This is a genomic window from Novosphingobium piscinae (assembly GCF_014230355.1).
Lineage (GTDB): Bacteria > Pseudomonadota > Alphaproteobacteria > Sphingomonadales > Sphingomonadaceae > Novosphingobium > Novosphingobium piscinae.
Map to the genome: position 1 here is coordinate 1 of NZ_JACLAX010000024.1, position 23,613 is coordinate 23,613.

Consider the following 23,613-nt stretch of genomic DNA (forward strand, 5'->3'; position numbering starts at 1 on the left):
CCCGCGCCCGCTCGCCCGGCGGCGGCGCCGGGTGCCGCGGCGGGGACTGCCGTGGTCCAGCCGCTGCCGGCGGCCGGGCCGGCCGCTGCCGCACCAGCCGGCGCGATGGCGCTGCCGTCCAAGCTGCCCCCGCTCGAGACGCTCGCGGCGATGACCCCGGAGGAGCTCGAGGCAGCGCTCAACCTCAAGCCCAGCGATGACATTCCGCCCGCGGCACGGCGCGCGCTGACCCGCATCGGCGTGCTCGATGAGGGGGAGGGGGGGCTGCCCTACTGGCACCTCGGCCGGCAGGATCCGGTGCTGGTGCGCACCGCGCTGGCGGCGAACCGCGGCCGGCTGGTGTCGCGCTGGGGCCATATTCTGCTGCGCCGCGCGCTGGCCTCGCGGCTCGATGCACCGGCGGGCATGGACCCGGCCGAGTTCGCCGCCCTCCGCGCCGGGCTGCTGGTGCGGATGGGCGAGGGCGAGGCTGCCCGCGCCCTGGTCCAGGATATCGACACGGCCAATTTCGGGCCGCTACTGACCAGCGCCGCGCTCGACAGCTATGTCGCCACGGGTGACTTCACCGGGATCTGCCCGGCAGTGCAGTTGCAGGGGGCGGGGAGCCGCGACAAGCCGTGGCAGGTGCTCGGCGCGATCTGCGACGCCTTTGCCGGTGAGGGCAGTCGCGGGCTCGCCTCGCTCGACCGGCTGACTTATTACGGGGCGATGCCGCGGGTCGACATGCTGCTCGCCCAGAAATACGCCGGGGCCGCGGGCAAGGGCCGCCGCGCGGTGACGATCGAGTGGAACGAGGTCAAGGACATGACCCCATGGCGCTATGCCATGACCACCGCGATCGGGCTGCAGCCCCCGGCCGAGCTGCTGCGCCAGGCGGGTGACGGCTATGCCTTCATGGCCGCGACCGCGCCCGCGCTGGGGCTCGAAGCCCGCGCTTCCGCCGCTGACCGCGCCGCGGCCAGCGGCATCCTGTCGAGCGCCGCGCTGGTCGATCTCTACGCCCAGATCTATGACAACGGCGATGCCAGCAGCGAGGCGGGTCGGCGCGCGGCGCGGCTGCGCGACGCCTATGCCGCGGCGACTGCCAGCGAGCGGGTCGCGGCGATCACCGCCTTGTGGGCCGACGAGGCCGATCCTGCGCTGCGGTTCGGCCGCCAGGTGCTCACCGCCTATGCCGCCGCCCGGGTCCCCGCCGCGGCGAGCCTGGCTGACGAGGCCGCGCCGCTGATCGCGGCGATGCTCGCCGCCGGGCTCGACCGCAACGCCGTGCGCTGGACCGGCGTGGTGCCGGTCGGCAGCGAGGCCTGGGCGCTGCTGGCGCTGGGCACAGCCGAGGCCGGGGCCGTCAGCGGCGGCGCGGTCGACGATTTCCATGCGCAGGACAACAGCGCCGAGCTGCGCAAGAGCCGGTTCCTCGTGGCCGGGCTGGCCGGGCTCGGCCGCCTGCCACTGTCCACTGCGCAGGACCTGGCCGGGAAGTATGGCTTCGTGCTCGATCGGCCGAGCCGCTGGACCCGCGCGATCGATCGCGCCGCCGAGTATCGCAACACCACCCTGGTCGCGCTGCTGGCCGGGCTGGGCATGCAGGGCACCGGCTGGGAGCGGATGACCGCGCGCAATCTCTATCACATCGTCGCGGCGCTCAACCGGGTTGGCCTGACCGCTGAAGCGCGGATGATTGCGGCCGAAGCGGTGGCGCGGGCTTGAACCCCGCCGCCGATCCGGTCGACTCCTTCCTGGCGATGCTGGCCGCCGAGCGCGGCGCGGCTGCCAATACGCTTGCCGCCTATCGCCGCGATCTGGCCGGAGCCGCCGCAGCGCTGGGTGATCTGGCCGCGGCGGGCGAAGCAGAGCTGGCGCGGCTGGGCACCGCGTGGCGCGATTTGGCGCCGTCCAGCCTGGCGCGCAAGTGCTCGGCGCTGCGCCAGTTCTATGGCTTCCTGGTCGACGAAGGGTTGCGGCCGGACGATCCCAGCACGGCCTTGCCGCGGCCGCAGTTGCGTCGCCCGCTGCCGCGGCTGCTCGGTCATGCCGAGATCGCGGCCCTGTTCGCCCGCGCCGAGGAGGAGGCGGTCGCCGACCGGCCCGAGGGGCTGCGCCTGCTGGCCCTGCTCGAGATGCTCTACGGCTCGGGCCTGCGCGCCAGCGAGCTGGTCTCGCTGCCGCTGGCCGCGGTGCCGCGCGATGCCCCCTTCCTGACCCTGACCGGCAAGGGCGGGCAGCAGCGCATGGTGCCGGTCAGCACCCGCGCGCGCCAGGCGCTGTCGCGCTGGCTGGCAGTGCGGGTGGCTCCGGACACTGGCCTGGCGGCGCGCATGCTGTTCCCCTCGCGCGGGGAGAAGGGCCACCTCACGCGGGTGCGGCTGTTCCAGCTGCTGCGCGACCTGGCCCTCCGTGCCGGACTGGCCCCGGAAAAGGTGTCGCCGCATGTCCTGCGCCACGCCTTCGCCACCCACCTGCTCGAGGGCGGGGCCGACATTCGCGTGCTCCAGGCCCTGCTCGGCCATGCCGACATCGCCACGACCCAGATCTACACCCATGTCGATTCAGCCCGGCTGGTCGAACTGGTAAACCGCCGCCATCCACTCGCCCTCGGTCCGGGGAAAGCCGCGGCTGATTCGCTTGCCGAGACCGCACCACGCGATTAAGTCGCGCCGGATGATCTCCTTTCTCGAATTCGAAAAGCCGGTGGCCGCGCTCGAGGCCCGCATCGCCGAGCTGCGCGCCACGGCCGCCGATGGCGACATCGATCTCGCCCATGAGATCGAGCGGCTCGAAAAGAAAAGCGCCGCGCTGCTGGCCAGCACCTATGCGGCGCTGACGCCGTGGCAGAAGACCCAGGTGGCGCGCCATCCTTCGCGCCCGCACTTCGCCGATTTCGTCGCCCATGCCTTCACCGACTTCATGCCGCTGGGCGGTGACCGGCGCTTCGGGGACGACCGCGCGATCATTGGCGGTTTCGCGCGCCTGGGCAAGCGCCGGGTCATGCTGATCGGCCATGAAAAGGGCCACGATACCCACAGCCGCATCCGCCACAACTTCGGGATGGGCAAGCCGGAGGGCTACCGCAAGGCGATCCGCCTGATGGAGCTGGCTGGACGCTTCGGTCTGCCGGTAGTGACCCTGGTCGACACCTCGGGCGCGTTCCCGGGGGTCGAGGCCGAGGAGCGCGGCCAGGCCGAGGCGATCGCCCGCTCGACCGAGGCCTGCCTGGCGCTTGAGGTGCCGATGGTGGCGGCGATCGTAGGCGAGGGTGGTTCAGGCGGCGCCGTGGCGCTGGCCAGTGCCGAACGCGTGCTGATGCTCGAACACGCGGTCTATTCGGTGATCTCGCCCGAGGGCGCCTCCTCGATCCTGTGGCGCACCGCCGATCGCGCGCCCGATGCGGCCGAGGCGATGAAGGTGACCGCGCAGGACCTGCTGCGCCTGAAGGTGATCGACCGGATCGTGGCCGAGCCGGTGGGCGGGGCGCACCGCGATCCCGCGGGCACGGCCCAGGCCCTGGGCCAGGCGATCGGCGAGGAGCTGGATGCTCTGGCCCGGCGCAAGCCAGCCGATCTGCTGCGTCTGCGCGAGGAACGCTTTCTCGCCATCGGGGGCTGACGCTTGCGCTGATCGTCGCGCGATCCGCGCGGCCCCTCTTCCGTGGTAAAGCCCATAGCAAACGGGCGGCAGGTTGCCCTGCCGCCCGTTCTGTGTCTGGACTTTCGTCCGCCGATTAGGCGTTGGCAGCCTGCAGCTGCGACGAGGTCTTCTGGAAGGTGGTGTTGAGCTGCGAGCCCAGACCCGAAACGGTGGTCATCACGGCAACGGCGATGAGGGCGGCGATCAGGCCGTACTCGATCGCGGTGGCGCCAGCTTCGTCGCGGATCAGCTTGCTGAAGAAGGTCATATCTAGTCTCCTGGTTGGCAGTCTTGTTACCCGGCTCTTCCCGTCCCACCGGTCTGAGCTGTTTTCGAACTATCAGTGAGGTCTTGCGAAAAGGTTAAGCGGATCGGCTATGGATTTAGGCCGCCGTAGCGTTCTGCATGGTCGTATTGACGCGGGTCCACATGCTGTTGGTCTCCGAAGCCACGCCCTGTACGGTCGCCATGATCGCGAAGAACAGCATGGCGCAGAGCACCGCGTATTCGACCACGGTCGCCCCCTTCCGGTCTCGCAGCAGATGCTTCAAGGTACGCAACATGATCGGATCAGCCCCCGCTGCACGTCTTTCTTCCGCAGGCTTCGCACAAGTTTCCTTACTGCGGAGTTATCGTCCGGGGTTTCCCGGTGCGTTAGGGATGATCGGGCCGGTCTTGCCGGACCCGCCCATGGCGGCGACGCGGCCGTGACGGTAGCTGGCATGACCGGAGCGGCCGGGCCGGCGCCGGCCCTGTTGGTGGTGGCCGCCGCGCTGCTCGACCCGCTGGACCGGGTCTGCCTGCAGCAGCGCCCGCGCGACAAGCGGCACGGCGGCCTCTGGGAGTTTCCCGGCGGCAAGGTCGAGCCGGGTGAGGACCCCGCCGCCGCGCTGTGCCGCGAGCTGGTCGAGGAGCTGGGCGTGGCGGTGTTGCCGAACGACTGCGTGCCCTGCGGTTTCGCAGCGGCGCCGGAACTGGTCATCCTGCTCTACGCGGTGCGACGGTGGGAGGGGACGGTCACCGGGCTCGAGGCCGAGGGGGTCACCTGGCTCGCGCCCGCCATGGCGACCGGTCTGGCCATGCCTCCGCTCGACTATCCGCTTGTCCGCCAGCTCCAGCAGCTTCTCGTCCATCGCATCATTTAGGCATTGCCAAGCCTCGCGCTCTGTCCTAATGGCGCCGCTCCCGAGGGCGCCCGTAGCTCAGCTGGATAGAGCATCAGACTACGAATCTGAGGGTCGGACGTTCGAATCGTTCCGGGCGCGCCAGGGACAAGACCCCGGAAACCGACGGGTTTCCGGGGTTTTTTAATGCCCGGTTCCGACGCGGCGCGGCCGTGGCAAGCGGGGCTGCTGCCAGCGGACGGACCCGACCATGACCTCCCACCCGGCACCGCCCGCGCGCGTCAATGGCCTCACGCTGGCTCGCGACGATCTGCCCGCACTGGCCGCGCTTGGGCTCAGGTTCGGTTAGCCGTGCCGCCCGCCTATGCCCTCGATGCCGCGGCGGTTGCGGTCGGCCGGGCGCTGCAAGCCGATGTTGGCGCGGATCCCTGGTCCGGCGGCGAGGTCCAGCCCGGTGGCTATGCCCCGGTCATCGTTGCCGACGGGGGCGGCGGGCGGCAGCTGGTACCGCGGCTATGGGGCGTGCCGCCTCCGCCACGGCGCGAACATCTGGTGCCCTTCGTGCGCAACCTTGACAGCCCGTTCTGGATCGGCGTGCTGCGCCACCGCCAGTTCCGTTGTCTGGTCCCGCTCACGCGGTTCCGCCGTGGCAGCCAATGGTGGGAGCCCGCTGGCGGCGCGATCAGCGCCTGTGCCGGGCTCTGGCGCGATTCCGAGATCCCCAGCTTTGCGCTGCTGACCAGCGGCGAACCGGCCGGCCTGCCGGTGGTCCTGGCACCCGCGGCGATGGAGGTCTGGCTCCATGCCGACATCCGCCTGGCCCGCTCGCTGGTCGAGGCTGGGTCCGCGGCGGGCCGCTAGACCTTCGGTCCGGGCTGCTCTGGCAACCGGGCCGCTTTATCCTCGTCCGCGGGGCGCTCTGCTCCCCTGTCCCTGAAACCGTCCGTTCCGGAACGCGATGATCGGCGCAGCGTTTTGCCATGGGGCCCCATCGCGGATAGATGCCAATTGTGACGAGCACGCGCGAGGCCAGCAGCGAGACCGCGGACGGGGAGGGCGGCAGCGCTGCGCCCGGGGTCTGGCGCTTCGCCCGGGCGAGCCGCGCCCACGTGGTGGTCGACGCCGCCGACTACTTCCTGCTGATGCAGCAGGCGATGCTGCGCGCGCGGCAGCGGATCATGCTGATCGGCTGGGACTTCGATACCCGGATGCGGCTGGGGCCGGGACGCCGCTGGTGGAGCCGGCCGAGCCGCAGCCGCTGTCCCGCCCGGCTGGGTCCCTTCGTGGTGTGGCTCGCGAACCGGACGCCGGGCCTCCAGGTGCGCGTGTTGAAATGGAACTTCGGAGCGCTCAAGTTCGTGTTCCGTGGGACGATGATCTTTGATCTGATCCGCTGGTTCTGGCACCCGGCGATCGACTTCAAGTTCGACGCCACCCATCCGCTGGGGTGCAGCCATCACCAGAAGATCGTGGTGATCGACGATCGCTTTGCGGTCTGCGGCGGGATCGACATGACCAGCGACCGCTGGGACACGCCCGAGCATCGCGAGCACGATCCGCGCCGCCGCGGCCCGGGCCGCCGGCTCTACGATCCGTGGCACGATGTGACCACCCTGGTCGAGGGTGAGGCCGCGGCGGCGCTGGGCGACCTTGGCCGCGCACGCTGGCAGCGGGCCGGCGGCGTGCCGCTGGCACCTTGCGCAGCGCAGCCCGACTCGGCGTGGCCACCCCGGCTCGAGGCCGAGTTCCGCGATGTCGAGATCGGCATCGCGCGCACCTCGGCCGGGTGGGGCGGCTATCCCGAGGTGCGCGAGGTCGAAACGCTGTTCGTGGCGCACATCGCCCGGGCGAAGCGTTTCATCTATGCCGAAAGCCAGTACTTCGCCTCGCGCCGGGTGGCCGAGGCGCTGGCCGCCCGCCTCGCGGCGCCCGATCCGCCCGAGGTGGTGCTGATCAATCCGGCCAGCGCGCATGGCTGGCTGGAACAGGCAGCCATGGACGGGGCGCGGGTGCGCCTGCTCCACGCCATTGCCGAGCACGATCTAGCCCGGCGGCTTAGGGTCTTTGTGCCGTATTCCGGCGCCAAGCCCATCTACGTACACGCCAAACTCATGATCGTGGACGACGAGATCCTGCGGATCGGATCGGCCAATTTGAACAACCGGTCGATGGGACTGGATAGCGAGGCAGACATGTTCATCGATGCCGCGCGACCCGCCAATGACCGTCCCGACGTGCGGGCGGCGATCACCGCCCTGCGGCACCGGCTCCTGGCCGAACATTGCGGACTTGCTCCGGCGGCAGTTGCAGGGCTGAGTAAAGCCGCAGGTTCGATGGGCGCGATGATCGATCGCCTGCCGCGTTCGCCCAGGCGGCTCGAGGCTTTTGACTTGCGTCCGTTGAGCGATGCTGAAAAGGCGATCGCGGATAGCGCGATGCTGGATCCGGAACGGCCCGAAGATCTGTTTGAGCCGATCTCCCGGGGGCGTGTCGGGGGACTGTTTCGCAGGGGCGGACTGCTCCACCGACCGCGCTAGAATGAGGCAATGACCATGACCAAGACCACTGATCCTGCCAGCCGCACGGCGGCCCCGCTCGGCGCGGATGGCAAGATCGTTGTGCCGGAAGAGGTGCAGGACGCGATCCGCACGCTGATCCGCTGGTCCGGCGATGATCCGGAGCGCGAAGGTCTGATCGACACGCCGCGCCGCGTCGCACGGGCCTGGTACGAATACTGTCAGGGCTACGGCGAAGATCCTGCGGTCCACCTCTCGCGCATCTTCGAGGAGGTGGGCGGCTACAACGAGGTGGTGCTGCTCAAGGACATCCCGTTCCAGTCGCACTGCGAACACCACATGGCGCCGATCATCGGCAAGGCGGCGATCGCCTATCTGCCGCGCAACCACGTGGTCGGCATCTCCAAACTGGCTCGCGTGCTGCATGGATATGCCCGCCGGCTGCAGATCCAGGAGCGCCTGACTGCCGAGGTGGCGCAGTGCATCTGGGACAACCTCAAGCCGATCGGGGTTGCCGTGGTGATCGAGGCCAGTCACGCCTGCATGACCGCGCGCGGCGTGCGCACGCCCGGGGTGAACATGGTCACCAGCCGGATGATGGGGACCTTCCTCGAGGACGAGCGGTCGCGCAAGGAAGTGTTGAGCCTCATGGGCTATTGAGGCTGCCGCCCGCCACGCCGGCGGGCAGGTCAAGCTGAGGGCCCGTGACGCCGTCCGATTCTTCCCCCGTTCTGTTGTCCCGCACAGGCGGGCTGGCACTGGCCGCGATCCCGGCGCTGGTCCTGCTGGCCGTGCTGTGGCGCCCGGTCTGGGATGTCGACATCTTCTGGCAGCTGAAGCTGGGCGAACTGATCCTTGCCCGGCACGGCCCGCTCGCCGGTGAACCCTTTGCCGCCCACCATCTGAACGAACCGCTGCCGGCCTTCGCCTGGCTGGCCCAGGCCCTGCTGGCCCAGGTGAGGCTGTGGGCGGGCTGGGGCGGTCTGCGGCTGGTCAGCGCACTGTGCTGGACCGGCGCCTTCGTGCTTGCCGGCCGCGCCGCGGTGGCGCGCGGTGTGCCGCGCGAGACGGCCGCACTGGCGCTGGTCGGGGCGCTTCTGGTCTCGGTTCCCGGCGCCTCGATCAGGCCGCAAACGCTGGGGCTGCTGGCCTTTGGCGGGCTGGTCTGGCTGGTCGAGTGGCGGGGGCCGGCCTGGCGGCGGGTGCTGGCCGGGGCGGTCATCCTGGTCTTGTGGCAGAACCTGCATCCCTCGGTTGCGGTCGGCGCAGCCTGGCTGGGCGCCCGGGCCGCCTGGGCCTGGTGGCGGCTGTGGCAGGCCGATGGCGAGGCCGCTGTCCGTCCACCCGTGGTCGAGCTCACCCTGCTCGCCGGGCTGGCGGGGCTGGCACAGTTCGCTACGCCGGACGGGATCGGCTTCCTGCGCATTGCCACGGCCAACGGGCAGATCAGTCAGGCGCTGCGGGTGGCCGAATGGCTGCCGCTGTGGGCGCCGGAAAACCGGGTCATCGCGGCGGTCGTCATGATCAACGCGCTGCTCGTTCTGGTTCTGGCGTGGCGGCGGCGCAGCGGCGATGGCGAGCAGCTGTGGCCCTGGCTGATGCTGCTGGGTCTGACCCTGATCTCGGCCCGGGTCATGCTGTTCTGGGCCGTGGCGCTGGTCCCGGTCCTGGCGGCCCAGCTCCCACGGCTGCAGGCGCCCCGTCTGTCCCGTGCGGCGCCGCTGGTGCTGGTTGCGGTGACCGCCACGGCCGTGCTGGCGCTGCGCCCCACCAGCTTTCGCGAAACGATCCCGGTGACCCAGCTGGCGCAGCTGCGCGCCACCGGCGTGAAGGGCACGGTCTTTGCCCACTTTCCGTGGGGCGGCGCGGTGATCGATCGCGGCTATCCCGACTGGCGGGTGGCCTACGACGGGCGTTACTACCGCTATGGGCTGGCCGAGTGGAACCGCTACATCGCAATCGGCAACGGCCGCCCCGGGTTGGCCGAGCTGGAGCGGGTCTATCACCCTGCCGCCTACGTGCTCGACCGCGAATGGACCCCGGGCCTGATCGCCGAGCTGCGGGCCCGGCGGGATCGTTGGCGCGAGCTGCCGGGGGCAGGGCCGGCGGTCATCTTCATCCCGGCCGCGCTGCCGCCGGGGTGAGGCGGCGGCGAGCCTCGCCCGCCGCCGCGGCGCATTGCCTCAGAGCTGCTCGAGCAGATAGTCGGCCGCGCTGACCTTGAACTCGCCCGGCGCCTCGACATGGACCTGCTCGACGACGCCATCGTTGATGATCAGGGCAAAACGCTGGCCGCGCTGACCGAGGCCAAAGCCGCTGCCGTCCATCGTCAGGCCGAGCGCCTTGACGAAATCGCCGTTACCGTCGGCCAGCATCGTCACATCGGCTGATCCGCTGGCCGCGCCCCAGGCCTTCATCACGAAGGGATCGTTCACCGCGGTGCAGACGATCTCGTCGATGCCCTTGGCCTTGAGCTCGCCCGCCTTCTCCACGAAGCCCGGCAGGTGCTTGGCCGAGCAGGTCGGGGTGAAGGCACCCGGAACCGAGAACAGGGCGACCTTCTTGCCCTTGAAGTACTCGCCGGTCTGGACCGGCTCGTTCCCGTCCTGGGTGGCCTTGATCAGTTTCACGTCGGGAAGCGTATCGCCCTGGGCAATGGTCATGCGTGGATCCTTTTCGTCGCCCGGCGGGGGCCGGGTCGTGCGGCGCCTGACATAGGGTGACCCACCCCCGAATCGCAACGGTGCAGTGCGCCGCGGCGAAGCATTTCTCCGATGCGACGAACCGATCATGGTGAAGGCTGGCTTAATCGCGTGTCTTGAAAGGTGGGTAAGGGACTGCGGGCAATCTTCCGGACGTGGCTGGGACCACGAAGGGGATAGCACCATGATCGGGATCAGGACGGGACTTGCGGCGCTGGCCGCGATGGGCATGCTGATGGCCGCTCCGGCCCAGGCGGCGGGAGAATCCGAAGCCGAGAAGCTGCGCAAGCTGGATATCATGCTGATGGTCACGGCGCTGCGCTGCCGCACGACGCCGAGCGATTTCCAGGCCGATTTTGCAGCCTTTGAGGCGGCGCATCTACCAGAGCTGAATGAGGCGGCGCAGCAGCTGCGCAAGACGCTGGTGGCGGCCAACGGTGCGGCTGGTGCCAGTCGCGCGCTCGACCGGCTCAGCACCGGCATGGCCAACCAGTATGGCCAGGGCCATCCCCGGCTCGGTTGCGCCGAGCTCAAGCAGGCGACCCGGCTGCTGGCCCAGATGAAGGGCCGCGAGGTCCTGCTCAGCGCCGCGGACGAGCTGCTTGGCCCGGCCGGCCGGCCCAGCCTGGCGCTTTCGCGCTGACTGCGGGGAAGGATATAAAGACTTCTTTATATTGATTGCGATTACGGCTAAGGGCGGTGCCATCCGGCGCTGCCCTTTGCTGCTTGCGGGGCTGCCGACCATTCAGGAGAATACCGTGTCCGCCACGCTCGAAGCCGCCAAGGATTACGTCATCGCCGATATCGGGCTTGCCGATTTCGGCCGCGCGGAAATCGCCATCGCTGAGACCGAGATGCCGGGGCTGATGGCCCTGCGCAAGGAATTCGGGCCAAGCCAGCCGCTCAAGGGTGCGCGCATCACCGGCTCGCTCCACATGACGATCCAGACCGCCGTGCTGATCGAGACGCTGGTTGCGCTCGGCGCCGAAGTGCGCTGGGCCACCTGCAACATCTTCTCGACCCAGGACCACGCCGCCGCCGCGATCGCCGCCGCCGGGATCCCGGTCTTCGCGGTCAAGGGCGAGAGCCTGGCCGAGTACTGGGACTACGTCGGCTCGATCTTCGACTGGGACGACGGCACCGGCCGCACCGCCAACATGATCCTGGATGATGGCGGCGATGCGACCATGTTCGCCTTGTGGGGCGCCCGGGTCGAGGCCGGCGAGCCGCTGTTTGAGCCCAGCAACGCCGAGGAAATCGAATTCTGCCGGGCGCTCAAGGCCTTCCTCAAGCGCAAGCCGGGCTACCTGACCATGTCGGTCGCCCACATCAAGGGCGTCTCGGAAGAGACCACCACCGGCGTGCACCGCCTCTACCAGATCGCCAAGGACGGCAAGCTGCCGTTCCCCGCGATCAACGTGAACGACAGTGTCACCAAGTCGAAGTTCGACAACCTTTATGGTTGCAAGGAATCGCTGGTCGACGCGATCCGCCGCGCCACCGACGTGATGCTGGCCGGCAAGGTCGCCTGCGTCGCCGGCTTCGGCGATGTCGGCAAGGGCTCGGCCGCCTCGCTGCGCAACGGCGGCGCGCGCGTGATCGTGACCGAGATCGATCCGATCTGCGCGCTGCAGGCGGCGATGGAGGGCTATGAGGTCGTGACGATGGAAGAGGCCGTGACCCGCGCCGACATCTTCGTCACCGCCACCGGCAACGAGGACGTCATCACCGCCGAGCACATGAAGGCGATGAAGCCGATGAGCATCGTCTGCAACATCGGCCACTTCGACAGCGAGATCCAGATCGCCGCGCTCAACAACTACAAGTGGACCGAGGTCAAGCCGGGTACCGACCTGGTCGAGTTCCCCGACGGCAAGCAGATCATCATCCTGGCCAAGGGCCGGCTGGTGAACCTGGGCTGCGCCACCGGCCACCCGAGCTTCGTGATGAGCGCCAGCTTCACCAACCAGACGCTGGCCCAGATCGAGCTGTTCACCAAGAACAGCCAGTACAAGAACGAGGTCTACGTCCTGCCCAAGCATCTCGACGAAAAGGTGGCCGCGCTGCACCTGGAGAAGCTGGGCGTGAAGCTCACCACGCTGAGCAAGCGCCAGGCCGACTACATCGGCGTGCCCGAGGCCGGGCCGTTCAAGCCGGATCACTACCGCTACTGAGCCCTCGGCTACGCGGTGAAAGGACAGGGCGGGGCTGCGGCTCCGCCCTGTTCGTATCGGGACCGCGTCCGTCGCGGGCGGTCGGGGCTAGCGCAGGCGTTCCAGCACCAGGGTGAGGGTGCCGAGGAACAGGGCGGCGAGCAGCGCGGCGGCGGCGATCCCGAGCGCAAGCAGCCCCCACTGGGCAAGGATCAACGTCATCGGACCGGGGCTCCCGCTTGTGGCGCGGCGCGCCTTCCGGTCCCGGCTGGTGGCAAGCAACCGCGGGGAAGTGCACCCGCCGCGTTGGCCGAACGTCTACCCGTTTCGGCAGGGCGCTCCCGCTCTGGCCTAGAGCAGTCCCAGCACCGGCAAAGCTCGTAAGTGGAATCGTCAGGTGTGACGAAATCCTCGCGCAGATGACACCGCCCCATTGTCAAGTGGCGCCCCGGCGCATAGCGACGGGACCATGTCCCTCAACCCCACCGCCCTCATGCTGGTTGGCCTGCTGCTCGCAGCCTGGGCTGCGGCGGCGGGGTGGTTCATCGTGCTGGCAAGGGTCCGTGAAAGGCGCGCGGACGGAGCGCTGCGCGGGGCTCGGCGGCTTGCGCGGATGGTCGAGGAATCTCCCGCGATCCCGCTGCTGGTGCGCGCCGACGGCCGGATCGAGGCATCGCCACGGCTCGGGTTGTGGCTGGGGCTCGATGCGGTGCCGCAATACCTGTCCGAGCTGGGCCAGGGCGACCGCCCCGAGGGCGGCATCCCGCTGTTGCAGCTGGGCGAGCTGAACGAGGCGGTGCGGCGCTGCCAGAAGACCGGCGCGCCGTTCCGCATGATCGTGACCCCGGCCGGCTCCAACCGCTCGCTGTCGCTGCGCGGCCAGCTGGCCGATCCGCAGATCTCGCCCGGCGGCGCGGCGCTGGTCTGGGTCTTCGACTTTTCGGAGAGCGAGAGCGAGATCGTCCGGTTGCGCGCCGAGGCGGCGCGGGCCCGGGCCGATTTCGGCGCGCTGATCGGCCTGATCGAGGCCGCGCCCATGCCGATGTGGTTCCGCGATCGCGAGGGTCGGCTACGGTTGGTGAACAAGGCCTATGTCAGCGCGGTGCAGGGCGAGAGTGCCGATCTGGTCGCTGCGGCCGGGACCGAGCTGGTCGAGGCGGTCGACGGGATCACCGCCGGCGAGATCGCCCTGCGTGCCGCCGCGCAGGGCCAGCCGCTGGAGCGGATGGTCGCCGCGACGATTGGCGGGCAACGCCGCACGCTGCGGGTGAGCGACCTGCCGATCGGAGACCAGGGCGTTGCCGGCTATGCCATCGACATCGAGGACATGGAGGAGCTGGGCCGCGCCTTCCGGGCCTTCCGCGAGGCGCAGCGCTCGATGCTCGACCAGCTTTCGGCCGGGGTGGCGCAGTTCGATTCGCGCCGCGGGCTGACCTTCGCCAACCAGCCGTTCCAGCGGATCTTCGGCCTGACTCCGGCGATCCTGATCGACCAGCCGCTGTTCGAGCGCCTGCTCGACCTGATCCGCGACAACGGCCGGGTGCCCGAAGTGCGGGATTTTCCGGCATGGCGCCGCGAGAAAGCGGCCTGGTTCCGCGACAGCCGCTCGCAGGAGGAGGCCTGGACGCTGGGCGACGGCACGCACCTGCGGGTCGTGGCCCAACCGATGCCCGATGGCGGCCTGTTGCTGATCGTCGAGGACCGCACCGAGCAGATCCGCCTCTCCGCCACCCGCGACACCCTGCTGCGCACCCGTACCGCCACCTTCGACAGCCTGTTCGAATCGCTCGCGGTGTTCGCCCCTGACGGCAAGCTGCAGCTGTGGAACCGCCGCTTCGAGCAGGACTGGGCGCTCGAAGGCGACTTCCTCGACACCCACCCCAAGATCGAGCTGCTGCTCGAGCGCATCGCCCTGCTGCTCAGCCGGCCGGCCCAGGCGCGGTTGGTGGGTGACGTGGTGCGTGCCGCCACGCTCGATCGCAAGCAGACCAGCGGTCGGGTGCTGCTCGCGGACGGGCGGACGCTCGAGTTTGCCGGGGTGCCGCTACCCGATGGCAATGGGCTTCTGACCGTGCTCGACATTACCGACAGCCAGAAGGCCGAGGCCATGCTGCGCGAGCGCAATGCCGCGCTGGTCGAGGCCGATGCGGTCAAGACCCGGTTCCTCGCCAACATGAGCTACGAATTCCGCACCCCGCTGACCTCGATCGGCGGCTTTGCCGAGCTGCTGGGTACCGGGCTGGGGGGCGAGCTGAACGAACAGGGGCGCGACTATGTCGCCGCGATCCTCACCTCGGTCGAACGGTTGGGCGAGCAGATCGAGACCGTGCTCGACCTCTCGCAGAGCGAGGCCGGGCTGCTGCCGCTGGCGAGCGAAGAGATCGAGCTGCTGCCCTTCGTCACCCGCGTGGTCGAGGACCGCGCGGCGCGGCTGCGCGAGGCCGGCCTGACGCTCGACCTGCGCGGCAGCAAGGCGGCCGGGCGGATCACCGGCGATCGCCGTCGGCTCGCCCGCGCGATCGGTCATCTGGTCGACAATGCCATCGCCGCCACGCCGCGCGGCGGACGCATCCTGGTCGATCTCAGCCCGACCCGGACCGGCCCGCGGGTGGTCGTGTCCGACAATGGCCCGGGCATGGATGCGGCGGCGCTGGCCCGCGCGCTGGAAGGCCTGACCCCGGACGGCGAGGGTCCCGGGCAGGACCGTCGGCGCGGACTGGGACTGCCGCTGGCACGGCAGCTGATCGAGGCCCATGGCGGCACGCTCGAGCTGCTCTCGGAGCCGGGACAGGGCACCGCCGCGATCGTCCAGTTCCGATGACTGCCCCCCCGCCTGCCGCCGGGCCGGGATCCCGGCACGAAAGTCTGCCCGACCTGGCTGCCGTGGCGCGGTTCGGCGCACGGATCGCGGCGCGGCTGCGCCCGGGAGACGTGGTGGCGCTGTCGGGCGGACTCGGCGCGGGCAAGACCACGCTGGCCCGGGCGATCATCGCCGGGCTCGGCCACGACGGCGAGGTCCCGTCGCCGACCTTCGCGATCATCGAGCCCTACGCGCCGCCAGCCACCCGGCTGCCGTTGATCCATGCCGATTTCTATCGTCTGACCGATCCTGCCGAGGTGGTCGAGCTGGGCCTCGACGATTACCGCGAAGGCGCCGCGCTCCTGGCCGAATGGCCCGATTGTGCCGGGGGGTTCGGCCATGAGCCGGGCTGCCTGTCCATCCTGTTGGAAAATGACGGGGCCGGACGGATCGCCATTGTCGAGCCGGGGGCGGATTGGGTAGGGCGGCTGCCATGAGCAGTGCAGTCCCCGCAGGAATCGAACCGTTCCTGGCAAGCGCCGGCTGGGCCGACGCGGTGATCGAGCCCCTGCCGGGCGATGCCTCGTTCCGGCGCTACTTCCGCATCCGCAAGGGCGACAGCACGACGATGCTGATGTACGCGCCGCCGCCACAAGAGGACCCCGCGCCGTTCCTGCGCGCGGCGCGCTGGCTGGACGATGCCGGGCTGCGGCCGCCGCGGATCGTTGCCGAGCAGGCGGCCGACGGTCTGGTCCTGCTGGAAGACTTCGGCGAGGTGCGCATGCGCGACTACCTCGATTCCTGGCCCCAGGACGAACCCGAGGTCTATGCCGCGGCGATCGATACGCTGACCGCGCTGCACCGCGTTCCGCCCGGGCCGTTCACCGCCTATGGACTGTCCGAATACCAGCGCGAGGTGAAGCTGTTCGTCGACTGGTTCTGTCCGGCGCGCAACCTCTACGTCGACGGCAAGGGCTGGGCCGAGGCCTGGGACGAGGTGCTGACCCCGCTGCTCGGCCGGCAGCGTCCTGGCGTCACCGTGCTGCGCGATTATCACGCCGAGAACATCATGCTGCTCGGTAGCCTGCATCGGCAGGGCCTGCTCGACTTTCAGGACGCGCTGGTGGGCCATCCGGCCTATGACCTCGTCTCACTGCTCCAGGATGCCCGGCGCGATGTCAGCGAGCAGCTCGAGGCCGAAATGGTGGCGCGCTACCTGCGGGGGCACCCCGATCCGGAAACCTTCGTGGCCGACTATGCCCGGCTCGGGGCCCAGCGGAATGCCAAGATCGTCGGCATTTTCGTGCGCTTGTGGAAACGAGATGGCAAGCCGCGCTACCTGGACCTGATCCCGCGCGTCTGGGCCCTGCTCGAGCGCGACCTGCAGCATCCCGCGCTGGCCCCGGTGGCGCGCTGGTTCGAGGCCAACATCCCGGCCGACGTGCGCGCGGCCGGCGGCGGGACCTTCGCGGCATGACGCTGGCCTCCGACAGCGCCATGGTGATGGCCGCGGGCCTCGGGAAGCGCATGCGGCCGCTCACCGCCGCGCGGCCCAAGCCGCTGGTCGCGGTGGCCGGCAAGCCGCTGATCGACTGGAGTCTAGACCGGCTGGTTGAGGCCGGGATCGGCCGGGCCGTGGTCAACGTGCACTATCTGGCTGACGCGCTCGAGGCCCATCTCGGTCAGTATGCGCACAACCATCCCGAGCTGGCGATCACCGTCTCGGACGAGCGCGACCTGCTGCTCGAGACTGGTGGCGGGATGATCAAGGCCCAGGGCCTGCTGCCCGATCCGTTCTTCTGCCTGAACAGCGACACGATCTGGCTCGACGGCCCCAAGAGCGCCTTCGCCGAACTGAGCGACGCCTGGGATCCGGCGCGGATGGATGCCCTGCTGCTGGTGGTGCGCCATCCGGTGGCGCACAATTACCAAGGCAAGGGCGATTTCCACCTCGATCCGCTCGGCCGGATCAGCCGCCGCCGCCCGGGCCGGGTCGCGCCCTACATCTACACCGGCATCCAGCTGGTCGCCCACCGCCTGCTGCGCGAGGCGCCCGCCGGGCCGTTCTCGACCAACCTGCTGTGGAGCCGGGCGATGGAGGAGGGACGGCTGTTCGGCTGGGTTCATACCGGACAGTGGTTCGAGGTGGGCACGCCCCAGGCGATCCCGCTGACCGAAGCGCGGCTGGCGCGTGGCTGAACGCACCGGGCCGCGGGTTTACGCCATTGCCGCGCACCGGGGGTTCGCCGATGCGCTGGTCGCCGGACTGCTGCCCCGCTATGCCGAGGATGGGCTCGGGCTGGCCCGGCTGACCCTGCTGCTGCCCAGCCAGCGTGCCGTGCGCACGGTTACCGAGGCTTTCGTCCGCCTGTCCGGGACTGGTCTGCTGCTGCCGCGCATGGCGGTGGTGGGCGATCTCGACCTTGACGAGACGCTGGGGCCGCTGCTCGATCCGATCGGCTCGGTCGATGTCCCTCCGGCCGCCGATCCGGTCCGGCGCTGGCTGCGCCTCGCCGCGCTGCTGCAGGTCGAACTGGGCGATGCGGCGCCGCGCGGGCCGGCGCTGCTGCGCCAGGCCTTCGAGCTGGGCCGCACGATGGATCGCCTGCTGGTCGAAGGGATCGGCCCGGAGGAGCTGCTGGGCGAACGGGTGCTTGGCGTGGTCGGCGATCAGGCCTCCCACTGGCAGGGCGCGATCCGCACTTTCGCGCGGGTCCAGGCGCGCTGGCTGGCCGAACTGGATGCGCGCGGCGAGGTCGATGCGCCCACCCGCCGCAACCAGTTGTTCGAGCTGGCCGCCCGACGCTGGCGCGAGGCGCCGCCGCCGCATCCGGTGGTGGCCGCCGGGGTGACCAGCGCCTCGCCGGCGCTCGCCCGCCTGCTGCGCATGGTCGCCGACCTGCCGGCTGGTTCGGTGATCCTGCCTGATCTTGACCTCGCGCTCGATCCGGCGGTGTGGGATGCGCTCGGCACGGCCGGCGCGCCTGCCGCAGCGGACGATCCGCCGATCGGCCGCGACGATGCCGTGACCCACCCGCAGTACCACCTCAAGCTGCTGCTCAACCGCATGGGAGTGAGCCGTGGCGAGGTCGAGCCCTGGCACCGTGCCGGTCTGGCTGCGGCCGACCCGGCACGCAGCCGCGCGATCTCCAACCTGTTCCTGCCCCCGGCGGCCAGCGCGCAATGGGTCAGGCTCAAGCCCGACCAGCGCCGCCTCGCCGGGGTACGGCTGATGGAGACCGCCCATCCCGAGGACGAGGCCCAGGCGATCGCCATCCTGATTCGCGAGGCGCTCGAGCAGCCCGAGCGGCGGGTCGCCCTGATCACCCCGGACCGCGCCCTCGCGGCGCGGGTGGTGGCGCACCTCGGCCGCTGGAACATCGTGGCCGATGACACGGCCGGCCAGCCGCTGCCGATGACCACCGCGGGCCGGCTGCTGTTGCTGCTGGCCGAATTGATGCGCTCCGGCGCGGCCCCGGTCCCGCTGATCGGGCTGCTGGGCCATCCGTTGGTCGGCCAGGCCGTGCCCGGCTGGGCGGGGGACCGGGCGCAGTGGCTCGACCACGTCCGCCGGCTCGACCGCGCGCTGCGTGGCCCGCGGCCCGAACCGGGCCTGGGCCATGTCCGCCGCGTGGTTGCCTTGCGTCAGGATCCCGAGTTTACGGCGTGGTGGGACGCGGTTGAGCGCCAGCTTGCCCCCTTGGTCGAGGACGGTGATCTGCCGCTAGCCTTGGCGCTCGACCGCCTCGCCGCCGCCGCCGAGGGCCTCTCGGGCGGACTTGCCTGGGCAGGGGGCGATGGTCGCAGTTGCGCGCAGTTCATCGAGCAGACCCGCGGTCCCGCGCGCGAGGTCGGCACCGTGGTCGCGCCGGGTGATCTGGCCGCGGTGCTGCGTGACGCGATGGAGCGGGTCTCGGTTCGTCCGCTGTGGGGTGGCCATCCACGCGTGGCGATCTATGGCGTGATCGAGGCGCGGATGAGCCGCGCCGATCTGGTCATCTGCGGCGGTCTGACCGAGGGCACCTGGCCCGGTACCACCGCGCCCGACGCCCTGCTGGCGCCCGCCGTGCTGCGCGCGCTGGGTGTGCCCGGCGCCGATTTCCGGGTCGGCCTCGCCGCGCACGATCTGGCCGCCGCGCTCGGCGCTCCCGAGGTGGTGCTCAGCCATGCCCGGCGCGATGCCGCGGGTCCGGTGATCCCGTCGCGATTCGTGCTGCGGGTGCGGGCCATGCTGGGCGAGACCCTGCTGCGCGACCATGCCGAGCACGAAACGGTTCGCCGTGCCCGCTGGCTCGACGATGCCCCCGCGGATAGCCCCGCCCCGCGCCCGGCGCCGCGCCCCTCGGTGGCCCAGCGCGACGTGCCGCTGGCAGTGACTGCCCTCGACCCCCTGCGCGGCGATCCCTACCAGTTCTACGCCGCCGAGATCCTCCGCCTCAGACGCTGGGACCCGCTTGACGCGGAACCTTCGGCGGCGTGGAAGGGGACGGCGGTCCACGCCATTCTCGAGGCATGGCACAAGCAGGGCGGCCCGCTGCGGCCGATCGCTGAGGCCGAGCTGGCGAAGATGAGCGCGCACCCGCTGGTGCGATGCCTGTGGTGGCCGCGGCTGGAGGCGGGGCTGCAGTGGATCGAGGAGACCATCGCCGAGCAGTCCGCTGCCGGGCGGACGGTGATCGCCAGCGAAGTGCAGGGACACTGGACCTGGCGCGGGGTCAAGCTCAAGGGCCGGGCCGATCGCATCGACCGCTTGCCCGACGGGACCTTGGCGGTGATCGATTACAAGACTGGCAGCCCGCCCAGCGCCCGCCGGGTCGAGCAGGGCTTCGCGCTGCAGCTCGGGCTGATCGGGCTGATGGCGCAGGGCGGGGCTTTCGCCGGCGTGAGCGGCGAGCCGACCCGGTTCGAGTACTGGTCGCTGGCAAAGTCGAAGGACCGTCCGGAGGGCTTCGGCCAGTGGTCCGAGCCGGTGCTCGAGGGCCAGAAGAAGTCGGGCCTGCCGCGCGAGGTGTTTCTCGCGACCACGGCCTTCTACCTGACTGACGCGATCGATCGCTGGATCATCGGGGACGAGCCGTTCACCGCCAGGCTCAATCCCGATCTGCCGACCTATACAGACTACGACCAGCTGATGCGCCTCGATGAATGGCAGGGCCGCGGCGCCGCGACCGATGGCGAGGTGGCGCCATGAGCCGGGTCTATCCCTTGCAGGACGATCAGCGGCTGGCGGTCGATCCGCAGGAGACCGTCTGGCTGTCGGCCTCGGCCGGGACCGGCAAGACGCAGGTGCTCTCGGCGCGGGTGCTGCGGCTGCTGCTGCAGGACGGGGTGGCACCCGGCCAGATCCTCTGCCTCACCTTCACCAAGGCCGGCGCGGCCGAGATGGCCACCCGCGTCAACGAAGTGCTGGCCAGCTGGGTGCGGATGCCCGAGACCGAGTTGGCGCTGCAGCTTGGCCATATCGGCGCCCCGATCGACAAGGCCACGCTGGACCGCGCCCGCACGTTGTTCGCCGCCGTGCTCGACTGTCCCGGCGGTGGGCTGCGGATCAACACGATCCATGCCTTCGCGCAGTGGCTGCTCGCCGGTTTTCCGGAAGAGGCCGGGCTGGCCCCCGGCACCCGGGCCATGGAGGATCGCGATCGCGTGCTGCTCAGCCGCGAGGTCCTGGCCGATCTGCTCGTCGCGGCCGAGAACAGCGGCGATGACCTGCTGCTGGCGGCGCTGGCCCGGCTTTCCCGGCGTATGGCGCCAGAGGATGTCGAGCGCTTCCTGATGCGCTGTGCCGAGTGCCGCGAGGCGTGGTTCGGCCCCGGCAGTTGGGTCCCACCGCTGCGCGATCGGGTCGAGCGGCTGCTGGGCCTGCCCGCCGGGGCGACCCTGGCCGAGCTGTGCACCGATGCGGCCTTCGACCTGCGCAGCCTCCGCCATTGCATGGATGTCAACGCCGGGTGGAAGGCGGCCACCGGACAGAAAACAGCCAACGCCATTGGCGATTGGCTGGCACTTGATCCTGAAGCCCGGGGCGCGGGCCTGGCCGATCTGGCCGGCCATTTCCTGAAACAGGATGGTGACCCCAAGTCGACCAAGAACCTCGACAAGATCGATCCGGCCTATGCCGATCATGCCGCACGGGTGATCGCCAGCATCCGGGCCGCACAAGAGCGCGCCGCGATGCTGGCGCTGGTGGAATGGCTCACTCCCGCGCTCGAACTCGGCCGCCGCTTCGCGCTCGCCTGGGACGAGGCCAAGCGGCGCGAGGGCCTGATCGATTTCGACGACCAGATCCGGCAGGCCGCCGACCTGCTCGGCCGGTCGGAGCTGGCGCAGTGGATCCGCTACAAGCTCGATCGCCGCTTCGATCACATCCTGATCGACGAGGCGCAGGACACCAATGCCGCCCAGTGGGAGATCATTGGCGCGCTGACCGGCGATTTCTTCGCCGGGATCGGCCAGCGCGCCCCCGAGGTGCTGCGCACCCTGTTCGTGGTGGGCGATTACAAGCAGGCGATCTTCCGCTTCCAGGGCACCAGCCCGGACAACTTCGAACGCGCCCGGCGCGAAGTGCGCCGGCAGATGACCGGGCTGGCCGAGAACGTCGAGCGGCTGCGCGGCGCCGAATCTCCGCGGACCCTGCGCGAACTCGGGTTGGGTCGCAGCTATCGCACCGCGCGGCCGATCCTCGCCTTCGTCGATGCGGCGATTGCGGCAATCGGGCCCGGCCGGTTTGGCCTCGAGCAGCCGCCCGAACCGCACGTCGGTGAGGCGCGTCCGGGCCAGGTGTTGCTCTGGCCGCCGGCCGGCGGCGAGGACGACGAAGCCGCCGAACCGCGCGAGGAGGGTGAGGAAACCTGGCTCTCGCGCCCTGATCGTCAGCTGGCCGACCGCCTCGCGCGCCAGATCGCCGACTGGCTCGATCCGCGCCGCCCGGGCTATCCGCTGCACAAGGGGGGGCATCGCCGTGCCGCGGCCGGGGACATCATGATCCTGGTGCGCAAGCGCAAGGAGCTGGCCGGGCTGATCGTCGCCCGGCTCCATGCCCATGGTGTCCCGGTGGCCGGGGTCGACCGGCTGCGGCTTGGCGCCCCGCTGGCGGTCAAGGACCTCGTCGCAGCGGTGCGTTTCGCGGCCCAGCCGCTCGATGACCTCAATCTTGCGGCGCTGCTGGTCTCGCCGCTGCTGGGCTGGTCGCAGGACGATCTGCTCAAGCACGGCTATCGCCCGGCAGGCGTGCCGTTGTGGGAGCACCTGCGCCGCTCGCGCGATGCGCGCGTGACAGCGACGGTCGATCAACTGGTCGCTCTGCTGGGGCGGGCAGACTACGAGCTGCCGCAGGCTCTGTTGCACTGGCTGCTGGTCGGCCCCTGGCAGGCCCGGCGCAAGCTGGTGGCGCGGTTGGGCCGTGAGGCGAATGATCCCCTCGACGAACTGCTCAACGCCGCGCACGGCTATGGCACCAGCGAGACCGCCAGCCTGACCGGTTTCCTCCACTGGTTCGACGCCGGTGATGGCGAATTGAAGCGCGAGGCCGAGGGAGCCGGGGGGTTGGTCCGGGTGATGACGGTCCATGGCTCGAAGGGGCTGCAGGCCCCGATCGTGATCCTCGCCGATGCCGCCGACGATCCAGACACGAGCAAGGGGCCACCCCTCGAGCTGTCGGAGCCGCGTCCCGCCGGGCTGGCCGAGGTTTACCATCCCGCCGCGCGCATTCCGCTGCCCACACTGCGCAAGTCGGAAAGCCTGGGGCGCATCGCCGAAGCCGCGGCGGAGGCCCGCGCCGAGGAGCGTGAGGAGCACTGGCGGCTGCTCTACGTCGCGATGACGCGGGCCGAGGAGGCGCTGTTCGTCACCGGCTCGCTGGCGACGCGCGAGACCGAGCCGGCGGCGGATTCGTGGTTTGCCCGGCTGGCCGAAGTGGCGGCCGAAGTGGCGCCCGAGCGCGATCCGCTGTGGGGCAGCCGGATTGTCTGGGGCACTCCGCCCGAGCCGGCGCCGCCCGCCGCGCCGCAGAGCCTCGAGCTTGACCTGCCGGCCCCGCTGCCGGCCTGGCTGATGCGCCCGGTCGGCGCCGAGCCGCGGCCGCCGCGACCGCTCGCGCCCTCGGCGCTGGGCGAGGACGACAGCGCCGATCCGCCCTATCCGCCCGGCGCCGGCGGCGATGCGGCGCGGCGTGGCACGCTGATCCACCGCCTGCTCGAACGGCTGCCGGAAACGCCCCTGGCCGATCGCGCCGATCAGGCCGCGCGCTGGCTGGCCCGGCATGGGGCCGATCTGGCGGAGCCTGCCCGCGCCGAGATCGTTGACGCCGCGCTGCGCGTGCTGGGCGAGCCGCGCTGGGCCGAGCTGTTCGCCCCCGGTGCGTTGGCCGAGGTGCCGATCGCCGCGACCGTCAGCGGGCGCGTGATTGCCGGGACGATCGACCGGCTGGTGGTGACCGCCGAGCGGGTCCGGCTGGTCGACTTCAAGACCACGCGCCGCCCGCCCGCCACCCTTGCCGAGGTACCCACGGCGATGCTGCGGCAGATGGCCGCCTATGCCGCTGCGCTCGAGGTGACCTTTCCGGACCGCAGCGTGGAGGTCGCGCTGCTGTTCACCCAGACCCCGGTGCTGCTCGACATCCCGCCCGAGGTACTGACTGCGCACAAGCCGGTCTTCGGCCCAGGCGATTAATCCTATCGGCAAAGCCCGGTTGCA

The 23,613-nt window shown here is 70.5% G+C and carries 19 protein-coding genes and 1 tRNA gene; 17 read left to right on the forward strand and 3 right to left on the reverse strand.

Annotation, left to right across the window (positions count from 1 at the left end):
• From H7F53_RS15895 to H7F53_RS15905, 3 genes are all read left to right on the forward strand, one after another.
• A partial coding sequence (locus tag H7F53_RS15895; protein ID WP_343062107.1) for a hypothetical protein occupies positions 1-1,707 on the forward strand: 1,707 nt, incomplete at its 5' end.
• Complete coding sequence (locus H7F53_RS15900; protein WP_185680496.1) at positions 1,704-2,648, forward strand: tyrosine recombinase; 945 nt, start codon at positions 1,704-1,706, stop codon at positions 2,646-2,648. The genes H7F53_RS15895 and H7F53_RS15900, both read left to right, overlap by 4 nt.
• Positions 2,649-2,658: 10 nt before the next feature.
• On the forward strand, positions 2,659-3,603 hold the full coding sequence (locus H7F53_RS15905) for an acetyl-CoA carboxylase carboxyltransferase subunit alpha (RefSeq protein ID WP_185680497.1): 945 nt from the start codon (positions 2,659-2,661) through the stop codon (positions 3,601-3,603).
• Positions 3,604-3,718: 115 nt separating this feature from the next.
• On the opposite strand, the gene H7F53_RS15910 is transcribed toward H7F53_RS15905, so the two are convergent.
• Positions 3,719-3,892: a Flp family type IVb pilin gene (locus H7F53_RS15910; protein WP_185680498.1), complete on the reverse strand. Its 174-nt coding sequence runs from the start codon at positions 3,890-3,892 to the stop codon at positions 3,719-3,721.
• A 115-nt stretch (positions 3,893-4,007) separates the two neighbouring features.
• Positions 4,008-4,187, reverse strand: a complete 180-nt coding sequence (locus H7F53_RS15915) for a Flp family type IVb pilin (RefSeq protein ID WP_185680499.1) — start codon at positions 4,185-4,187, stop codon at positions 4,008-4,010.
• A gap of 159 nt (positions 4,188-4,346) precedes the next feature.
• Between H7F53_RS15915 and H7F53_RS15920 the strand changes: the two genes are divergently transcribed.
• The 6 genes from H7F53_RS15920 to H7F53_RS15945 all read left to right on the forward strand — a co-directional run bounded on the left by H7F53_RS15920 (position 4,347) and on the right by H7F53_RS15945 (position 9,408).
• The gene (locus H7F53_RS15920; protein ID WP_185680500.1) at positions 4,347-4,769 is read left to right on the forward strand and encodes a (deoxy)nucleoside triphosphate pyrophosphohydrolase; all 423 of its coding nucleotides are present in this window, start codon (positions 4,347-4,349) and stop codon (positions 4,767-4,769) included.
• A gap of 46 nt (positions 4,770-4,815) precedes the next feature.
• Positions 4,816-4,892: transfer RNA gene (locus H7F53_RS15925), tRNA-Arg, on the forward strand.
• Between the two features lie 207 nt (positions 4,893-5,099).
• Complete coding sequence (locus H7F53_RS15930) at positions 5,100-5,609, forward strand: SOS response-associated peptidase family protein (protein ID WP_185680501.1); 510 nt, start codon at positions 5,100-5,102, stop codon at positions 5,607-5,609.
• 140 nt (positions 5,610-5,749) lie between these two features.
• Entirely contained in the window at positions 5,750-7,285 is a 1,536-nt protein-coding gene (locus H7F53_RS15935; RefSeq protein ID WP_185680502.1) for a phospholipase D-like domain-containing protein, read from the forward strand.
• 15 nt (positions 7,286-7,300) lie between these two features.
• Positions 7,301-7,924: a GTP cyclohydrolase I FolE gene (folE, locus tag H7F53_RS15940; RefSeq protein WP_221773778.1), complete on the forward strand. Its 624-nt coding sequence runs from the start codon at positions 7,301-7,303 to the stop codon at positions 7,922-7,924.
• Positions 7,925-7,998: 74 nt separating this feature from the next.
• Positions 7,999-9,408: a hypothetical protein gene (locus tag H7F53_RS15945; protein WP_185680503.1), complete on the forward strand. Its 1,410-nt coding sequence runs from the start codon at positions 7,999-8,001 to the stop codon at positions 9,406-9,408.
• 39 nt (positions 9,409-9,447) lie between these two features.
• On the opposite strand, the gene H7F53_RS15950 is transcribed toward H7F53_RS15945, so the two are convergent.
• The gene (locus H7F53_RS15950; protein ID WP_185680504.1) at positions 9,448-9,927 is read right to left on the reverse strand and encodes a peroxiredoxin; all 480 of its coding nucleotides are present in this window, start codon (positions 9,925-9,927) and stop codon (positions 9,448-9,450) included.
• Between the two features lie 223 nt (positions 9,928-10,150).
• Between H7F53_RS15950 and H7F53_RS15955 the strand changes: the two genes are divergently transcribed.
• The 8 genes from H7F53_RS15955 to addA all read left to right on the forward strand — a co-directional run bounded on the left by H7F53_RS15955 (position 10,151) and on the right by addA (position 23,589).
• Positions 10,151-10,609, forward strand: a complete 459-nt coding sequence (locus tag H7F53_RS15955; protein ID WP_185680505.1) for an S-adenosyl-L-homocysteine hydrolase — start codon at positions 10,151-10,153, stop codon at positions 10,607-10,609.
• 115 nt (positions 10,610-10,724) lie between these two features.
• Positions 10,725-12,140 carry an adenosylhomocysteinase gene (gene ahcY, locus H7F53_RS15960; protein WP_185680506.1) on the forward strand — a complete coding sequence of 472 codons (1,416 nt, stop codon included), beginning with the start codon at positions 10,725-10,727 and terminating at the stop codon, positions 12,138-12,140.
• A 448-nt stretch (positions 12,141-12,588) separates the two neighbouring features.
• Entirely contained in the window at positions 12,589-14,940 is a 2,352-nt protein-coding gene (locus tag H7F53_RS15965) for a sensor histidine kinase (protein ID WP_185680507.1), read from the forward strand.
• On the forward strand, positions 14,937-15,416 hold the full coding sequence (tsaE, locus tag H7F53_RS15970; protein WP_185680508.1) for a tRNA (adenosine(37)-N6)-threonylcarbamoyltransferase complex ATPase subunit type 1 TsaE: 480 nt from the start codon (positions 14,937-14,939) through the stop codon (positions 15,414-15,416). Before H7F53_RS15965 ends, tsaE begins: the two co-directional genes overlap by 4 nt.
• The gene (locus H7F53_RS15975; RefSeq protein ID WP_185680509.1) at positions 15,413-16,396 is read left to right on the forward strand and encodes an aminoglycoside phosphotransferase family protein; all 984 of its coding nucleotides are present in this window, start codon (positions 15,413-15,415) and stop codon (positions 16,394-16,396) included. Before tsaE ends, H7F53_RS15975 begins: the two co-directional genes overlap by 4 nt.
• Entirely contained in the window at positions 16,393-17,118 is a 726-nt protein-coding gene (locus H7F53_RS15980) for a nucleotidyltransferase family protein (RefSeq protein WP_185680510.1), read from the forward strand. The genes H7F53_RS15975 and H7F53_RS15980 overlap by 4 nt, the downstream gene beginning before the upstream one ends.
• Positions 17,111-20,110: a double-strand break repair protein AddB gene (addB, locus tag H7F53_RS15985; protein ID WP_185680511.1), complete on the forward strand. Its 3,000-nt coding sequence runs from the start codon at positions 17,111-17,113 to the stop codon at positions 20,108-20,110. Before H7F53_RS15980 ends, addB begins: the two co-directional genes overlap by 8 nt.
• Complete coding sequence (addA, locus tag H7F53_RS15990) at positions 20,107-23,589, forward strand: double-strand break repair helicase AddA (RefSeq protein WP_185680512.1); 3,483 nt, start codon at positions 20,107-20,109, stop codon at positions 23,587-23,589. The genes addB and addA overlap by 4 nt, the downstream gene beginning before the upstream one ends.
• The last annotated feature ends 24 nt before the right edge of the window (positions 23,590-23,613 follow it).